Raw genomic sequence first — 17,011 nt, 5'->3', positions numbered from 1 at the left:
GGGTTAGAAGTGACATTTTTATTCCCCCATAGGAAAGTGACGTAACATAGCCGTTCCTCTTCAGGATACCTTCCTTGCATTTGCAGGTCAAGCCGGACTGTCCGTCTATTTTGTGAAAATGATACCCTATGTTGGAATTATTGTGATATAATAATGAATCATATTTTGTGCAAGTCTTATTGCAGGAGGATAACCCATGGCCAACTTCGTAAAAATCTTCGACACAACTCTTAGAGACGGCACCCAAGGTGAAGGTATTAGCTTATCCGTTGAGGACAAGATGAAAATTGCCCGCAAGCTTGATTCCCTTGGAGTTCATTATATTGAGGGCGGATGGCCCGGCAGCAACAATAAGGATATTGAATTTTTCACACGTGTTAAGGAGCTTGGCCTCAAGCATGCAAAGGTTACCGCTTTCGGCAGTACTCGACGCAAGGATACGCTGCCTGAGAACGACATCAATCTCAACCGTATATTGGAAGTTGGGGTTCCGGTTGCAACGATTTTCGGCAAATCATGGGATTTCCATGTTCACCAGGCCATTCAAACTACATTAGAAGAAAATCTTTCCATGATATACGATTCCGTTCATTATTTGAAAAATAAAGGCTTGGAAATCATCTACGATGCTGAGCATTTCTTTGACGGTTATAAAAACAATGCGGATTACGCACTGCAAACTATCAAAAAAGCAGAGGAAGCCGGAGCGGACTGGATCGTTTTATGTGATACGAACGGTGGGTCCCTTCCTCATGAAATAAGTGAAATCGTATCCGTAGTGAAGCGTTCCGTATCCATTCCCGTAGGGATTCATGCCCATAATGATTGCGAGCTCGGAGTTGCGAACAGCTTGGCCGCCGTTATGGCCGGTGCGACACAAGTTCAAGGTACAATTAACGGGTTTGGAGAACGATGCGGCAATGCGAATTTATGCTCTATCATCCCTAATTTACAGCTTAAGCTGAACTACTCCTGTATTTCGGAAGAGCAGCTGCAAAGCTTGTCTAATGTTGCTCGTTATGTAAGCGAAATTGCAAACATGCATTTGCCTGTGAACCAGGCTTTCGTAGGTGCAGCGGCTTTTGCTCATAAAGGCGGAATTCATGTTTCGGCAATCCTAAGAAACCCTAGCACTTACGAGCACATCAAACCTGAGCTTGTCGGTAACAAGCAACGTGTGCTTGTATCTGAGCTGGCAGGCCAAAGCAACCTGGTGTTTAAAGCTCAAGAGCTTGGATTAGATTTCGATCACAATAATGAGCAATCACGTAAGTTGATTGAACAAATCAAAGAGATGGAGCATCAAGGCTATCAGTTCGAAGGAGCCGACGCTTCATTAGAGCTTCTAATCCGTAATGCTTACGGGAAGCAAGAAGAATTATTCACCTTGGAATCCTTTAAAATCATAGTTGCCAAAAATGCCGGACAGCCTGTCGTTACAGAAGCTATAGTGAAACTGAATGTAAATGGCGAATCCGTCTATAATGCTGCGGAAGGCAATGGCCCTGTAAATGCACTGGACAATGCACTACGCAAGTGTCTGCTGCAATATTATCCTGTATTGCAAGACATGCACCTGAGCGACTACAAAGTGCGCGTGCTTGACGAAAAGGATAAAACAGCGGCTAAGGTTCGTGTATTAATTGAGTCCACTGACTTCCAAAATACATGGAGTACAGTTGGTGTATCAGCCAATATTATCGAGGCAAGCGGAGACGCCCTTATCGATAGCCTGCGATATGCTTTAATCGGGAAAACAAGAAGCGCTGTGCAAGCCGAAGAGCAAAAAGAACGCATCGGGCTTGTCAATCATTAAATGCTCCTATTAGAATAAAACCGCGGCAGCATGGAATATTATTCCTGCTGCCGCGGTTTTATTATTAACCTTGGCTGTTAATTAGCAATTGAATACGCTTTTCAAGCATTTCTGGTGGGAGAACATGTATCACATCCCGAAGAATACCATGCTTATCAACCAAGAAACTGGTCGGTACAAACAATATCCGATACAGCTCCGCAGTCGTCCCTTTCTGGTCCAGCAATACAGGGAAGGATAGATCGTACTTTTTCACAAACCCCTTTACGTCCTCCAGCCTATCATCTCTGGTGACATTAACGCTGTACAGATCGAATTGTTCGCCGTATTTATCAAACATCCGTTTTAAATCCGGCGCTTCCTCATGACAAGGACCACACCAAGAAGCCCAAAAATTGACAATCAAAGGTTTCTCTCTTTCGCCGCCAATTTGATATCCTTTTCCATCCAATCCTTGTAACGCAAATGACGGCACCGGTTTATTCCTCGCCATTTCTGGCGGTCTAATCCCCCCTGCGGCGCGAACTTCTTGGCCATTTTGTATCATTTGATAAGCCGCTAATCCTGTTAATATTAAAGCAATTAGCAATACTGGAAAGTTCCGTTTCATCCAAAACGCTCCTCTAACCCAAATATGTTTTATTTTATATTGTAACCAAAAAGGTTCATTGTTAGTTGGAGCTCCCTTCTAAGTCGGACAGAATGACAAGATCAACCCTAGGGCACATTATTTGTACAACACTGTTCTAGAGGAGACTTTCGACCGATGCAAAAGACAAAGAATCGCAAGCTGAACATCACCTTCGAAAGCGATATGGAATCGGAAGCAACTACAGCTCCTGACACTAATCAAAAGGATAAAAAAGGCAGCACATCCAAAGGACAAATTTGGGAATTCATAGCCATTGCTACAGTTCCCTTGGTACTAGTATTAGGCAATTCCATGCTGGTTCCTATTTTACCTGAAATGCAGGAAAAGCTCGGAATCAGTAAATTTCAGAGCAGTCTGGTTATTACCTTGTTTTCGGTAACAGCAGGTCTAATCATACCGATCTCAGGCTACTTGTCAGACCGTTTCTCCCGAAAGGCCATTATGATCCCATCATTAATCATTTATGGAGCAGCAGGCGTTCTAGCGGGGTTTGGAGCTGTCTGGAACTCGTACACGATCATTATCATCGCCAGAGCCATTCAAGGGCTTGGCGCTGCCGGTACGGCCCCTATAGCGATGGCATTGGCAGGGGACTTATACAAAGGAGGCACGGAAAGTAAAGCGCTAGGCTTAACCGAAGCTTCCAATGGAATGGGTAAAGTACTAAGTCCTATCATCGGCACTCTGTTTGCCCTCATTGTCTGGTATGCTGCCTTTTTCGCTTTCCCTGTATTCTGTTTGATCTCTTTGCTTGCAGTCATGTTTTTATTAAAGGAACCAAAAAAAGAAAAGCAAGCGCAGAAGCTTAAGCCTTACTTGAAATCAATCGGCACTATTTTAAAACAGAAAGGACGTTGGCTGATTACTGCTTTTTTCGCGGGCTCCTTGGCGCTGTTTGTTCTATTCGGCGTTCTCTTCTTTTTATCCAATATATTGGAAGAAGATCCATACAACATCGATGGCGTGAAAAAAGGCTTAGTGTTAGCCATTCCCTTGCTAGGCATGGTTGTAACTTCATACACAACCGGAGCCATGATTAAGAAGAATGGAACCTTGATGAGATGGCTGATGAATATCGGGCTTGTTCTTATGACGATAGCGCTAGGAGCCTGTATTTTTATTTTAGAAAAAAATCTCTATTTCTTGATAGGCTTGCTAACGATTAGCAGCATCGGAACAGGATTGTTATTGCCATGCTTGAATACTATGATCACGGGGTCTGTTGAAAGACAGCAACGAGGAATGATTACCTCGATCTACAGCAGCTTAAGGTTTCTTGGAGTAGCCTTCGGCCCTCCGTTGTTCAGTTGGATGATGGACATATCCAGTCAAATTGTTTTCATTACCGTAGCCAGCTTATCTCTCCTGACGCTTGTCCTTGTATTCTTTCTTATTAAACCAAAAGGACAAATTAGTTAACAGATCTTCCCGCATGTTTACAAAACCATTATACTAGGTAGATCAAACTTAAAAGGAACTTGGCTAGCCATGTATAGATCGGTATTTATTAAAAAAGTTTTGTTTGATCAAACGGCATACTATTGCATAGAAAAAAAGCCGTATGAAGCCTGCGGCTTTTTACTTGGTTCTCTAGAAGCGGATACTGTTTATGCAGATGAATTTATACCCGTGGCAAATGTTGCTGAAAATGCTTCAGTTTGCTTTATGATGGATCCCGCCGCAATGATCCCTATTGTTACGAATACTTCAACTAATAAAAGGTTAATTGTAGGAGTGCTGCATTCTCATCCGACTGCCGCAGCCATTCCATCTGCTGAAGATCTACAATCGGCATGGCTTCATATTCCAAGCCACTGGATTATGTCTTTACAGCATGATGGAATTATTGACTTACAAGCCTATCATTATTTGGAAAATAACTTGCATGATGCATCGGGCCGCACGGACTCATTCGCAAAAGTTAGGTATACCTCGATGGCATTAAATATTTACGATAATTAATGGCTCAAAACCGAAATCAGCGCTTAACGAAGTTATTCGATTCCGTCTCCTTGTCCAACCTAGCCCTGGACAAAAACTTAAGAACGGTAATTACAACGCACACGACTTTATTCGAATTTATTCGAATTGAAGCCACTGCCTGCTCCCAAAAAACTGCATTTATACATCCTTTAGCCGGTATTTCCGAAAGTTTCATAGAATTCATACAAATGTGCATTTATTTTTTCATTCTTAGCTGAAGCGGAGCGTTTCCCATGAAAATGGATGTACTTTTGCAGGTTTGTTCTCTCTACCGCAATTCCGGTAGGAAAATAACTGCATGTTTGCAGGATTTTGCGAGGACTAGTGGTCGTGGAGGGTCAAGTACTGTTTTTGAGGTTGAGCCTAATTAATTTTAAAAAAACTTCTATTCGAAAGCCTCTCGATTAAGATACATTCGTGTCCTGGTGGTGGCTTTCCTTCTAATATTAGGTGAACCTCCGGTTCAAACATCACTTTTAATATTATCAAACAAAAAGCTGCGCTAACTTGGTGTGTCTTCTACGTGTGTGCGTTTGGAGGGATAGATACGGGTTACTGCCACTGCTGTTGAAGTCCTGTCTTAAATGGTAGCGTTGGAGATACGAGATTCAAAGTTAATTGCTTCGAATCATACATTATTCCCGTGATTTGAACCACTAGCGGAAGGAATCCTTCCGTTATGGCATGGAAGCACACAAAAACAGAGCGATAACGGAATAACCTCTTCCGCTATCGCTCTGTTTTGTACATAATTCTCATCATTCGCTCCACATAGCGGAATTCCGACTTCCGCTATTATCTTAAATTGGATGCTGTAGAGTAAATAACGGAATTTCAAGTTCCGTTATGGACTTTTAGCGCACGTAGCTGATGATTGAAAACGTAAAAAAATTAAGAATTCAAAGATGTTAAAATTAGAAATGGCACCTCAGCTTCATATTTGTTTCATAATCGTTTGTACCAGGCCAATCCGCGGGTCGAACTTTCCAATAGGTCAAAAAACCTTCGGCGCATTCACACCCAAGGTCATTATTGTTGATAGCTTAAATGCGTGTATAGATCACCGAGATTATAAATCTCTCTCGAATGGATTTCAAGCAGCAGCTTACTCCATAGCTTGGCGGTCATCAGCGCATCTTCCAGCGCATGGTGACGGGTAGTTACTTCCACTCCATACAAGTCCAGCATTGAATCCAAATCATAGCTTTTCAGCTTTGGATTAAGCCATTTGGCTACCATCATTGTATCTAGAATACGATGCGATAAATTTATTTTCGACGTTTTCCATAGGGCAGAATTCAAAAAATGCTTGTCATGCCCCGAACCATGAGCAACAAGAACCTTTTGCTGAACAAACTCCAGAAAACTTCGCAGCCCATACAATAAATCAGGAGCATCTCCGACCATTTCGTTTGTAATTCCGGTTAAATGAACTATTTCCTCAGGAATAACTCTTCTGGGATTAACCAAGCTATAAAAGGTTTGTTCTTCCATTATAGAATCGCCATTTACTGATACAGCGCCAAACGAAATAATTTCATCCCCATTATACGGAGAAAAACCGGTCGTTTCCAAGTCGAAAACAACCAGTTCCACCGTATTTAAGGGGATATCGTATAAAGAGTTTTTCCGCTGCTCCTTCATGATGGATCGAATGAAAGCCATCTGCTGGGCGCTTTGCGCATTAAACATTGAAGTAATGGCGGGTGTTATTCCGCCCATTTTGTATAGATGCCACATTCTTCCCGCAGGCTTCATGTCTTTCATAACAATACCACCTAACCTTTTTCTATCTCTTTATGAACACTTTTCTTAACATACTTTTGCAGATCATTGCCGATTCTTAGACAGAGCTTCAGCTCACTGATCCGTTCCTTGGTTAATCCGTCTGCAGACAGCTTTCCCCTGCTTGTGTAATGCCCCTCTTCAAGCTGAAAAGGGGTAAGCGATCGGAGCTTCAACGCAATGGACAACGCTTCCAGCCAATCCTGAGCTATTTCCTCTTCAACAAAACCGGTCTTCATCAACCCCAATATCCGCTCCTCTGTGGAGGAAGCCTTCACTCCTGCTTCCACAGCCAGCAGGCGAATACCGCTTACAATCGGAATATAGGCCCCATACTTAATATCAACTCCGCCTGCATCCTCACCGTATCTCTCTTTAATGAGCTGTCCGAACAAGCCAAGCGATATCTTATGATGAAGCGTGTTATGCAGCATGTGCTCCAGCATGATAGGATGCTTGCGGACATAATCAAAAAACTCGTCCAACACCGCTGTTACCAAACCCTTGTCGCCAAATACAGTTCTCATGTCTGCAAGTATAAGCAAATATCGGATATGCTCCCAATGCGGATCCTGCATCCACTCGTGAAGCATCGAACGATAACCGTTCAGCGGCTTGCGCCATTTCTCATTTGTGCAAATCACTCCGCCTGTGCAAGGAGGATAGCCAAGCTGCATCAGCAGCTCACTGACAGTTTCTGCAAGCAGCTTAAAATAAACAATTGCCTGCTCCTCGATCTGGAAATTAGCTGGAACCTCATAGATCAATCCATTATCCTGATCGCTCCACAACGTCTGTTCGCCGCGGCCGCCACTTCCAAACAACACAAAAGCAAAAGGTACCGGAGGATCGCCGCCCCCCTCTTGCCGTACTTTCTCTTGTCCAAGACCGACAGCCTTCTCTATAAAAAGATCATGGACTTGATTCAGCTCACGGTTCCATTCAATTGAAGTGGAAAGAAGGAGACGCCCTTCGAACTCCTCATGCAGTTGATCGCGTATTCCTCGAAGCTGCTTGTAATCGCCAGCCCTTTGAATTTCACTGCGAATCATTTCTAATGAGAGTTCCATTAGGTATCCCCTTCAGCCTTGTTATTTTAGTTGGTATGAAAACCTCTAACACAATTATTTTACAAAGTTTGAGCGTTTGTTTGAGCTTTCTTCATAGCTTCTGGATAGCCGTAAGTACCATGCTCGGAAAGATCCAAACCAACAATTTCTTCCTCTTCAGTTACACGAAGGCCAATGGTTACTTTAATTAATCCAAGAATGATGAAGGACAGAACCAATACGAATGCGAACGCTCCGAAAACTCCCAACGCTTGAACACCCAATTGGTGCAAGCCTCCGCCGTACAATAGACCAGGTCCGCCAACATTTACCGCTTTAGCCAGTTCTGGTGTTGCAAAGATACCTGTTGACAATGTACCCCAAATACCAGCAATACCGTGTACAGAGAAAGCATAAACCGGATCGTCAATACCCGCTTTTTCAAACCATTGTGCTGTAAAGAAGGTAATAATGCCTGCCAGAGCGCCGATAATGATCGCATCACGTGGAGTAACGAATGCGCAAGCTGCTGTGATCGCTACAAGTGCCGCAAGCACGCCGTTCAACATGCTAGGGATATCCGCTTTACCGAAGTACATCCATGATACCACAAGGGCCGCTACTGCGCCTGCTGCTGCTGCAAGGTTTGTTGTCAAAGCTACATAACCAAAGAATCCATCACCAGTTGCACTTAATGTGGAGCCAGCATTAAATCCGAACCATCCAATCCAAAGGATAATAACGCCCAGAACGGATAATACTTGATTGTGTCCAGGAATTAAATTAGGTGTTTTATCTTTATTAAATTTACCGATACGTGGCTTAAGCAAGATTGTTGCTACTAATGCAGCAGTCGCGCCCTGTAAATGAACAACCGTCGATCCTGCAAAATCCTGCATACCCAATTGACCAAGCCAGCCGCCTCCCCATACCCAGTGAGCAACAACCGGATAGATACAAACGGTAAACAAAATTCCGAAGATAAAGTAGACAGCAAGCTTACCGCGTTCTGCAAAGCCGCCCCATGCGATAGCAAGTGATACACCTGCAAAAGCAAGTTGGAACAAGAACAAGATACTAATAGGAATAGGTGATTCTGCAAAAAGGCTTATAGAAGCTTTTGTTTGCTCCGCACTGCCATCAAGGAAAAATCCGCCTTCTCCAATGAAGCTGTTTCCGTCACCGAAGGCAAAGCCGAAGCCGATTGCCCAAAAAGCAATGGCGCAGATACCGAAGGTTAAAATGGTTTTACCAGCAACGTGACCCGCATTTTTCATTCGAGTGGATCCTGCTTCGAGAAGTGCAAAACCAGCTTGCATAAAAATTACGAGTATTGCTGCCAACATGACCCAAACGGAGTCGATGGCACTTGCCAGTTGTGCAGGGGTTTTGTCATCCGCTGCAAATGCCATAGTCGGTAATAGCAGAGACATAAGGCCGGTTGATAAAAGTAATTTTTTAAACATGGTTGACCACTTCCTTCTTAATGTTAGTTTATATAACATGTTTTGAAATTCTTAATGTCATTATATACAGCAATTCTGGATTTGACAATAGGGTTTTTATCAAAAAAACGTTAAAAACGAAAAATAACCTGACATGGATTATGCATAATTCGGATTTTCTAACGATATACTAGTGAATCTCCCATTAAAACGTGTGATATATACTAACAATCGCCCATTGTACGCTTTTTGTTTATTTTTTGTTAAATTGTTTAATGTCAGGTTTGGCTTAATCGGCGTCCAAGCTACATATATATAGAAGAAGCACTTATACATCGGATCGTAAAAGCATAACGTTTGACTGTATGGTTTCATATCAGGTATCATATATAGAAGCTCAATTAAGCCGCTATACATAATCCGTTTAATGTATTTACACTTACGCGCTATATTATTTTTCTTATAAGGAGGGAACTCGATGGGGATATGAAGCTATTTAAAATCGGCGAACTCGCTCGTTTATCGGAAGTCAGCTCCAGAACAATCGATTATTACACTAAGATTGGTTTAATCGAGCCAGAAACACGTTCAAATACTAACTACCGGTTATATAGCGATGAAACCTTAACCCGCTTAAAACGTATTGAAAATATGAAAAGGGAGAAATATACCTTAGAGGAAATCAAGGCGAGCCTTCAATTGTGGACCAAAATCAGCAAGGATGAGATTGTGACAGAAAAGCTAACATCACTACAGCTCCATTTGCAGCAATTGCAAAAGGAAGTTCTAGAAATTAGCCCTATTCTCGAACGATTGAAGCCTTCACAATTAAAGAAACTAAATAAAGTGCTCACACCTCATACCGCTGCATGTATCGAGGCCTTGCTGCTACTACTGGGTAAAAGCCCCTTATCCTAATACAAACGGAGGTCTGCTGCCATGTTTTTTCATCCGATGGATTTCTTGATCATCATTGCATTCGCGCTTTCTTTATGGGCGCAATTCCGAGTTAAGGGCACGTTTAACAAATGGGCCACGGTCCCAACCCAGAGCGGCATGACTGGCTACGAGGCAGCCCGCCGAATGCTGGATGCCAATGGACTATATGACGTACCTGTAGAACCGGTACAAGGAAGGCTTACCGACCACTACGACCCTACGCAAAGGGTGGTTCGCTTATCGGAGCCGGTATATTATGAAAACTCAATCTCCGCCGTCTCCGTTGCTTGTCACGAAGTTGGCCATGCCATTCAGCACAAGGTCCATTATCCAATGCTTTCACTTAGACACACCATGTTCCCCGTTGTTAATCTAACCTCCGGGGTAGCGCCATTATTAATTTTGGCCGGTCTATTCTTTCAACAGTTCAACTTCTTGCTAGGTCTTGGTATCATTTTCTTCTCCGCCGCCGTTGCTTTTCAACTAGTAACGCTGCCTGTAGAATTTAATGCGAGTAATCGGGCAAGGGATCTTATGATTGCTGAAGGCTTTATCTCTAACGAGGAAGAACGCGGAGTTGCCAAAGTATTAAATGCAGCAGCTTTGACTTATGTAGCAGCCGCACTTATCTCGCTTCTGGAGCTTCTCAAATACATTATGATCTTCAACAATCGTAACAACGATTAATTAAATATAAAAAAACAAAGCCATCGACTAAGTCGATGGCTTTGTTTCTTCGGTTTCTTGGAAAAAATGGAGTAGAAAACTTTGAAAACCCTCTGCGACAAGCGGCAGCTTATCACCTGTTCTTTGAATCAATCCGATACTCCGGGTCACTTGCGGTTCAATAACCCGTACTTTGGCAGGCTGGAGCTGACTAATCTCCGTCAAGGCCATCTCCGGAAGTAAACTGACTCCCATTCCTGCGGCGACCAGTCCACGAATCGTATCGGTTTCTTCGCCTTCAAAACCAATCTGCGGTACAAAACCCGCCTTTGCACAGGCTTCAAGCACAATGCTCCGCAATGAATATTCCTCACTGAACATAACAAAGGAATCATCCCTTAACTGCTCCAGTCGAATCGTTCCGTTATCAGCAAGAATATGTCCTTGCGGAACAATAGCATACAATTCCTCTTCAAGCAGCAAATGCCCGCTTACATGTTCATGCTTTTCAGGAAACGGAGAAATAAATGCCAAATCTATTTCCCCTTTCACCAAGTCGCGAATTAGACTATTATAGGTTCCTTGCCGCAAACGAAACTTTACATTAGGATGCGTGCGGCGGAAGCTCGCGACAACTGTAGGCAGCAAATAAATGCCCAGGCTGTGAGGGAAGCCTATGCGTATTTCTCCCGCTTCCGGATCTAGAAATTCGCGAACCTCAGTAACAGCCCTTTCCAGCTCCAGTAAAATCTCATCTATTCGACTTAAAAACAGCTTTCCGACAGAGGTTAGCTGAAGGTTTCGTCCCTTTTGCACAAACAAAGCTACACCTAGCTCTTCCTCCAGCTGATGGATTTGTCTGCTTACCGCCGATTGAGCAACATGCAGCTCCTCAGCCGCTTGAGTTACATGCTCTTTTTTCGCAACTTTCACAAAATAATGAAGCTGTCTTAATTCCACAATGCTTCTCCTTCCGATTGGACAAGTTCCTTTTAAAAAGCTTATAATAAATGATGGTGAAATACCAATCATTCTCAATGAAAAATAAGGAGGCCCATTTACTATGGCACAAGAGCGTACTGGTGTAGCAACACTTAAAGGCAATCCGATTACTTTGATCGGTCCAGAACTAAAGGTTGGCGACAAAGCACCTGACTTCAAAGTAAACAAAAACTTGATTGAACAGGCATCATTAGCTGACTATGCAGGTAAAGTCAAACTAATCAGTGTCGTTCCTTCCCTGGATACAGGTGTATGCGATGCTCAAACTCGCCGTTTTAACGAAGAAGCGGCAACGCTTGGCGACAACGTGGTAGTACTGACTATCAGCGTGGACCTTCCTTTTGCACAATCCCGTTGGTGCGGTGCAGCAGGCATCGACAAAGTGATCACTTTATCCGATTACAAAGATCATTCTTTCGGCCAAGGTTACGGCGTACTGATTAATGAAATCAAACTATTAATGAGATCCATCTTCGTAATCGATGCTAATGACACTATTCAATATGTCGAGTACTTAGGCGAGATGACTGAGCATCCTAACTATGAAAATGCAATCGCAGCAGTTAAGAAGCTCGTTTAATCAAGAATATTGCATTGTTTCAAAAGAACAGCGGAGAAGCACTTAGCCTCTCCGCTGTTCTTTTCTTTAAATGCCATAAGAGCATAATCCTCAAGCAATGTATCTTAATTGAATAGCTTCTAAATCAGAAACTTTTCTTATTGATCCATTTTGTGAGATGCAAGTCGTTTATCCAGTTGTTTGTAAATCTCCAAGATCGTTCTGTAGTTGGAACCAAGATCGCCCAATGATCCTCTCGAAGCTGAATAAACATCAATAGCTGTTTTTAACGGATTGATTCCAAATAAGGTTAAAGTGATGTCTTGTGTCCGTCCGGTAACCGTTTTTCTTTCCACAACGATTTCACCGACATTCTTGACTTCGTGAAGCAGTTTATACCCGTTCATCTTCTTGAACATGTTGGTCACTTCATCCCAGACCTGATCCTTGGAAAGCTTATAATACCGGGTTTTCAGGGCCGGATCCTTCGCTTTTTCTCCTGTTGTCTCATGGCTACGAATTAGGCCGATTAAGGTGCGCTTTAACAAAGCTTTCCCTCCTCATAGAAGTACAGTACAATAATTTCCGTATACACTATTTTAAATCATACCATTGATTGGCCTTCATATAAAGAGTTATTTCACATTTTAGACAATATTATGTTATTTACATTAAAATAAGTTACAAATTCATGACAGATTTAAAATCACTATTTCTAAAGATGCCTTAGAGGCCAAAATTTTTCAATTATGTATAAAGCGCTGGCAACCATTCAGCAGGAATTTCTATTTTCCCTCCGAATATATATATCATACAATTTGTTTATTCAATAAACTAAGTATGAATATCAATAGTTGAGGTGAGTGTATTGGCTTATTTTTTAGGAATTGATTTGGGAACTTCAGCAGTAAAGTGCATTCTGGTAGATGATCAAGGTGGAGTCAAGTCTAGCCACAGTGTTGAATATCCCCTGCTGCAGCCACAGCCAGGTTGGGCAGAACAGCATCCTGAGGATTGGTGGAAAGGAACTGCCGCTTGCATACAAGCCTTGTTAAAAAAAGCATCGGTACAGGGTGAGGAAATCGCAGGTATAGGCCTTTCAGGTCAGATGCACGGATCCGTTTTCCTTGATCGTGAACTGGAGGTGGTTCGCCCTGCTCTGCTTTGGTGTGACCAACGTACTGCCGCCGAATGCGATTGGATTGAACAAACCATTGGCAAAGAAGAGTTGGGCCGCTTGACGGGGAATAAAGCACTTACCGGATTCACTGCACCAAAGGTGATCTGGTTGCGCAATCAAGAGCCTCAGCATTACGATCGTATCGCACATTTAATGCTGCCCAAGGATTATGTAAGGTTGAAGCTGACTGGCGCCTTCGGCATGGACATGGCGGATGCTAGCGGCACGCTTCTCTTAGATGTGGCGAAGCGCAAGTGGTCGCCTGAGGTGGTTGAGCGGCTCGGTATACCGATGGAATGGTTACCGCCTCTCTTCGAGAGCAACGACGTTGCAGGGCATGTCCTGCCCGCTGCAGCGGAGCTGACTGGCCTGATGGCGGGTACCCCCGTCGTCGCCGGCGGTGGCGACCAAGCCTGCGGCGCGGTCGGCGTAGGCGTCGTGCAGCAGGGCATCGCCTCTGTTGCCATGGGCACTTCCGGTGTCGTGTTCGTCCATGACGACACGTACCAAATGGACCCGGAGTGCAGGCTGCACTCCTTCTGTCACGGCGTGCCGGGCAAGTGGCACCGCATGGGCGTGATGCTGGCCGCCGGTGGCTCGTTCCAGTGGTGGAAGAACCACTTCGCGTTCGAGGAGCTCCAGCAAGCTGAAGCGGAAGGCCGCGATGTGTACGAATACTTGACGGCGCTTGCCGAGACAGCGCCTTTAGGCAGCGAAGGCTTGCTGTTCATGCCTTATTTGACAGGCGAACGCACGCCCCACCCAGACCCAAAAGCACGTGGCGGATTTATTGGGTTGAACCTGCGCCATACAAAGGCACATCTCACACGAGCAGTGCTCGAAGGTATTACCTTTGGTCTACGGGATTCCATGGAGCTAATAAAAGCCTCCGGTATCGAGATCAAGGAGCTTAGGGTAAATGGAGGTGGCGCGCGAAGCTTGTTCTGGCGGCAAATGATCGCAGATATTTTCGGATACCCTGTCGTTACTGTGAACTCCACGGACGGACCTGCTTATGGTGCTGCTGTAATGGCGGCCTCAGGGGTACTCCAGAAGGATGTAGCTGCTTTATGCGATGAATGGATTCAGGTCGTAGACAGAGTCGAGCCTAACCCACTTCAACAGCGTGAGTATGAGCGGTACTACGAAGTATATCGTACCCTATACCCTACTCTACGGACAACGCTTCACCAATTAAATGATCTTGTATCCCCTTAATAAAAGGGAGAAGCGTTGTAATCAACAGCTTCTCCCTTTTATTCTTTGTTCCTATTAAGAAAAATGCCTTTTGGCGTCCTTGGTGTATGATCTACGTTTGTGAGCTTTGGGGGGATGGGCGTGAGATTATAGCCGCTGTTGAAGTCGTGTTCCTTTGCATGGAAGGCTAGCAGCGGGATGAACACGAGCTTCAAAGGCAGGTCGCATACCCGAGCAGTTACCGGAGGTGACGACCAGTGTGGACGCTTACGCTCCTCCACTCCACACCAATTCTCTCTTTTGGTCTACTCTGTTCTTTGCGCCGCTTCCTTACTCCCCTTAGCCGGTCTTCGTGGCGTTATTGAACCCCTCCGCAGTGCCCCATGTACAGTTAGCTTCACTATACTTTTAGCGAAGAGATCACCTGCACATAACTCTAAACAAACGCTATGTACTGCATCACCCACGGAAGTGAAGAGCAATGCGGAAGTAATTGTTCCTTTATCGCCTGAAAAGTCCAAAAATCAGTGTGATACGGGAACAGCTTGTTCCGTTATTACTCTGTTTTTGTGCATAAATGCTCCAATTCGCCAACATAACGGAATTCCCACTTCCGTTATCGCCCCAGATTGGCGGCAGCAGATGGAATAGCGGAACTCTCAGCTCCGGACAAAATCCTCCAGGACTCATCGCCACTATCCCTATAAAAATTCCCCTTGATCAAGGGGTGCATTAAAGATCTTTAGCTTTAATGTAGTTCCAATCTAAGCAATGTAGGCAGGTTACTAGCTCATTCTTCATTCCTTCGAAAAGCTTTCTGATCGAACCTCTTTCATTGAGGATACATTTCAACCTTAAAGGCAGTTCGTCTTGCGAGATAAATAAAATACCCTCGGCAAACTTATATTAGAAAGGGCATCTTACTTTAGTACTGTAAAGCACATAAACTTAAAAAAGCTTCTATTCGAAGCCCTCTCAATGAAGATACATCCGTGTCAAAGCGGTAGCTTTTCTTGCAATATCAGACTTGTTCAGCTCCGCTGAAAATTTATAAAGTCTGTTATTATAAGAAAGCTTCTTTCGAAGCCCTTTCAATCAAGATACATTCGTGTCCTGGAGTGGCCTCTTGCAATAGAAGAAAGGTGAACCTCCGGTTCCTTTCTACTATTATAAAACAAGCCTGCCAGGTTATCCCTAAGCAGGCTCTTCAATAATATTCCTAGAATTGGCTCAACTTAGCGCCTTCCCAGTCAGCAAGGAATCCCTCGATTCCTGAATCTGTGAGAGGATTCTTGACCATTCCTTGTATAACCTTAAGAGGTACTGTTGGAATGTCGTACGCTAGCCGAGATAATTTCCGATTTAATGTTATGTACTTTGAACATTTGACTGATTTCCTTAATCAGGTTCATCCCGATTTGATTGATATCATCCCAACGGCCAATGAATGGCGACACATAAATGGCACAAAAAAAACCCGCAAATGCCGTCCGATTTAGCGTCTCAAACCCGCTCTCGCAGGTGGGTGTCCGCAGAATCGCTTTTGAAGTCCCTTTTCGAGGGCAGGTCAGCCGCGATTCGATGTAGGTCTCCCAAGAAACAGTCATTGGTTCAAAACAACTTAAAATCGTAACGAACACCGCAGGATTTAATTGTAACCCCATTATAAGTTTTTCTGATGTGAAAGTAAACCTTTGTAAAAAGCTCCCTAATTTATTAAGGCTTCTCGTTTCTAGTGTTCCCATCCTCGGATGATTGATGCATTTGCGTTGACGAAGAAGGGAACTTGTCTTCGGTTGTCGACCCATTCTCTCCAGCTTCGAGCTGCTTTTTCTCGGCTTCCTCCGCCTCTTTATCAGCTATTTCCTGTTGTTTGGATTGAAGCTTGCCAAAGATTAAATTGAAATGCCAAAATGTAATCACCGCAATTAAGCTGCCCATAAAAAACGGAATCAAGAAAGTAAATGTCGAAAAGCTTATGTATATAACGAAGCCATTGCAAATGATCATGGTTATAGAACGAACCGGATGACCGATTGAGATCAAAACTGCATTTTTAATAATCTGAAACATCTTCATGTGTAAATGGGATAAAATGGAGAAAAAATGAAAAAATGATACGGAAATCAACACTGTAAGCGTCAACACCAGGAAGCGTAATACACCAAGTGATCCGGTTTGACTGCCGTAATATTTGAAATTTGTGTACAAAACTACAGCTATCAGCGTATAAATAAAACCGCCCAGCATGGCTTGTACAAAATTTTCTTTGTATCCACGAAAGAAAGTTTTGAATAGAGGAGCATCCTCTTCACCTGTAAGCCATTTACGAGCAACGGAAAACATAGCAGCAGTTGAAGGGAACAGTGTAAATGGTGATACAATCGCAAGAAGAATTAATGTCGATAATAGTTGGTCAACCGAATCTGTTTGCAGAAGCATCAATCCGATAAAGAAAAAGGGCAGTGCGCAAATTATCCATAGTACATTAATAACAGATAACCGCATAATCCATTCTGAGATGCGGTAAAAACCACCCATAATACCTCTAAACTCCAAAACAATACCCTCCCTAAAAAAATCTGACACAACATTAATCAAAAGTTCAATTCTCAGTCATTCAATCTACAAAATATATTATAGCCTATTTTGCAAGTTCTAGGTAGCCGTCTATGCAATACGCCCGTGTGGGCATAGGATATATGGTAACACCCGGAAAAATCCGCAAAGGAGGTTAG

14 protein-coding genes, 1 other RNA gene and 1 pseudogene are annotated in these 17,011 nt (G+C 43.5%); 7 read left to right on the top strand and 9 right to left on the bottom strand.

What is annotated here, in order from left to right:
* Nucleotides 1-196 precede the first annotated feature (196 nt).
* Nucleotides 197-1,816, top strand: a complete 1,620-nt coding sequence (cimA, locus tag ACFQ0C_RS15075; RefSeq protein WP_379367906.1) for a citramalate synthase — start codon at nt 197-199, stop codon at nt 1,814-1,816.
* A 64-nt stretch (nt 1,817-1,880) separates the two neighbouring features.
* Here the strand turns inward: cimA and ACFQ0C_RS15070 are convergent, their stop codons facing one another.
* Nucleotides 1,881-2,426 carry a TlpA family protein disulfide reductase gene (locus tag ACFQ0C_RS15070; protein WP_379367905.1) on the bottom strand — a complete coding sequence of 182 codons (546 nt, stop codon included), beginning with the start codon at nt 2,424-2,426 and terminating at the stop codon, nt 1,881-1,883.
* A 156-nt stretch (nt 2,427-2,582) separates the two neighbouring features.
* On the opposite strand from ACFQ0C_RS15070, the gene ACFQ0C_RS15065 reads away from it, so the two are divergent.
* Entirely contained in the window at nt 2,583-3,887 is a 1,305-nt protein-coding gene (locus tag ACFQ0C_RS15065; RefSeq protein WP_258212710.1) for an MFS transporter, read from the top strand.
* Nucleotides 3,888-3,956: 69 nt separating this feature from the next.
* Nucleotides 3,957-4,430 (top strand): M67 family metallopeptidase, encoded by a 474-nt coding sequence (locus ACFQ0C_RS15060; protein WP_379367904.1) that lies wholly within the window; start codon nt 3,957-3,959, stop codon nt 4,428-4,430.
* A 1,050-nt stretch (nt 4,431-5,480) separates the two neighbouring features.
* Here the strand turns inward: ACFQ0C_RS15060 and ACFQ0C_RS15055 are convergent.
* From ACFQ0C_RS15055 to ACFQ0C_RS15045, 3 genes are read right to left on the bottom strand one after another with little or no spacing between them, the layout of a single operon-like run.
* Nucleotides 5,481-6,218: an exonuclease domain-containing protein gene (locus ACFQ0C_RS15055; RefSeq protein ID WP_258212708.1), complete on the bottom strand. Its 738-nt coding sequence runs from the start codon at nt 6,216-6,218 to the stop codon at nt 5,481-5,483.
* Nucleotides 6,219-6,229: 11 nt separating this feature from the next.
* Nucleotides 6,230-7,306, bottom strand: a complete 1,077-nt coding sequence (locus tag ACFQ0C_RS15050) for a DUF294 nucleotidyltransferase-like domain-containing protein (RefSeq protein ID WP_379367903.1) — start codon at nt 7,304-7,306, stop codon at nt 6,230-6,232.
* A gap of 59 nt (nt 7,307-7,365) precedes the next feature.
* Nucleotides 7,366-8,751, bottom strand: a complete 1,386-nt coding sequence (locus tag ACFQ0C_RS15045; RefSeq protein WP_258212706.1) for an ammonium transporter — start codon at nt 8,749-8,751, stop codon at nt 7,366-7,368.
* A gap of 465 nt (nt 8,752-9,216) precedes the next feature.
* Here ACFQ0C_RS15045 and ACFQ0C_RS15040 point away from each other — a divergent pair, with 465 nt between their 5' ends.
* Nucleotides 9,217-9,648 carry a MerR family transcriptional regulator gene (locus ACFQ0C_RS15040; RefSeq protein ID WP_258212705.1) on the top strand — a complete coding sequence of 144 codons (432 nt, stop codon included), beginning with the start codon at nt 9,217-9,219 and terminating at the stop codon, nt 9,646-9,648.
* A gap of 21 nt (nt 9,649-9,669) precedes the next feature.
* Nucleotides 9,670-10,356 (top strand): zinc metallopeptidase, encoded by a 687-nt coding sequence (locus ACFQ0C_RS15035; RefSeq protein WP_258212704.1) that lies wholly within the window; start codon nt 9,670-9,672, stop codon nt 10,354-10,356.
* Between the two features lie 27 nt (nt 10,357-10,383).
* On the opposite strand, the gene gltC is transcribed toward ACFQ0C_RS15035, so the two are convergent.
* On the bottom strand, nt 10,384-11,295 hold the full coding sequence (gene gltC, locus ACFQ0C_RS15030) for a glutamate biosynthesis transcriptional regulator GltC (protein WP_379367902.1): 912 nt from the start codon (nt 11,293-11,295) through the stop codon (nt 10,384-10,386).
* A gap of 103 nt (nt 11,296-11,398) precedes the next feature.
* On the opposite strand from gltC, the gene tpx reads away from it, so the two are divergent.
* The gene (gene tpx / locus ACFQ0C_RS15025; protein WP_258212702.1) at nt 11,399-11,917 is read left to right on the top strand and encodes a thiol peroxidase; all 519 of its coding nucleotides are present in this window, start codon (nt 11,399-11,401) and stop codon (nt 11,915-11,917) included.
* A gap of 137 nt (nt 11,918-12,054) precedes the next feature.
* On the opposite strand, the gene ACFQ0C_RS15020 is transcribed toward tpx, so the two are convergent.
* Nucleotides 12,055-12,444, bottom strand: coding sequence for a DUF1499 domain-containing protein (locus ACFQ0C_RS15020; protein ID WP_258212701.1), 390 nt, complete (start codon nt 12,442-12,444; stop codon nt 12,055-12,057).
* Nucleotides 12,445-12,764: 320 nt separating this feature from the next.
* Between ACFQ0C_RS15020 and xylB the strand changes: the two genes are divergently transcribed.
* The gene (xylB, locus tag ACFQ0C_RS15015; protein ID WP_379367901.1) at nt 12,765-14,294 is read left to right on the top strand and encodes a xylulokinase; all 1,530 of its coding nucleotides are present in this window, start codon (nt 12,765-12,767) and stop codon (nt 14,292-14,294) included.
* Nucleotides 14,295-15,492: 1,198 nt separating this feature from the next.
* On the opposite strand, the pseudogene ACFQ0C_RS15010 reads toward xylB, so the two are convergent.
* The 3 genes and pseudogenes from ACFQ0C_RS15010 to ACFQ0C_RS15000 form a co-directional block, all read right to left on the bottom strand.
* Nucleotides 15,493-15,739 (bottom strand): annotated as a pseudogene (locus ACFQ0C_RS15010) (transaldolase family protein); the annotation flags it as partial.
* Between the two features lie 4 nt (nt 15,740-15,743).
* Nucleotides 15,744-15,924: non-coding RNA, 6S RNA (gene ssrS, locus ACFQ0C_RS15005), on the bottom strand.
* Between the two features lie 65 nt (nt 15,925-15,989).
* The gene (locus ACFQ0C_RS15000; RefSeq protein WP_379367900.1) at nt 15,990-16,832 is read right to left on the bottom strand and encodes a YesL family protein; all 843 of its coding nucleotides are present in this window, start codon (nt 16,830-16,832) and stop codon (nt 15,990-15,992) included.
* Nucleotides 16,833-17,011: the final 179 nt, after the last annotated feature.

The sequence above is a fragment of the Paenibacillus sp. GCM10027630 genome, from assembly GCF_042676305.1.
GTDB lineage: Bacteria > Bacillota > Bacilli > Paenibacillales > NBRC-103111 > Paenibacillus_S.
Note: the sequence above shows the minus strand (reverse complement) of the source record. Positions and strands in the feature narration are given on the sequence as shown.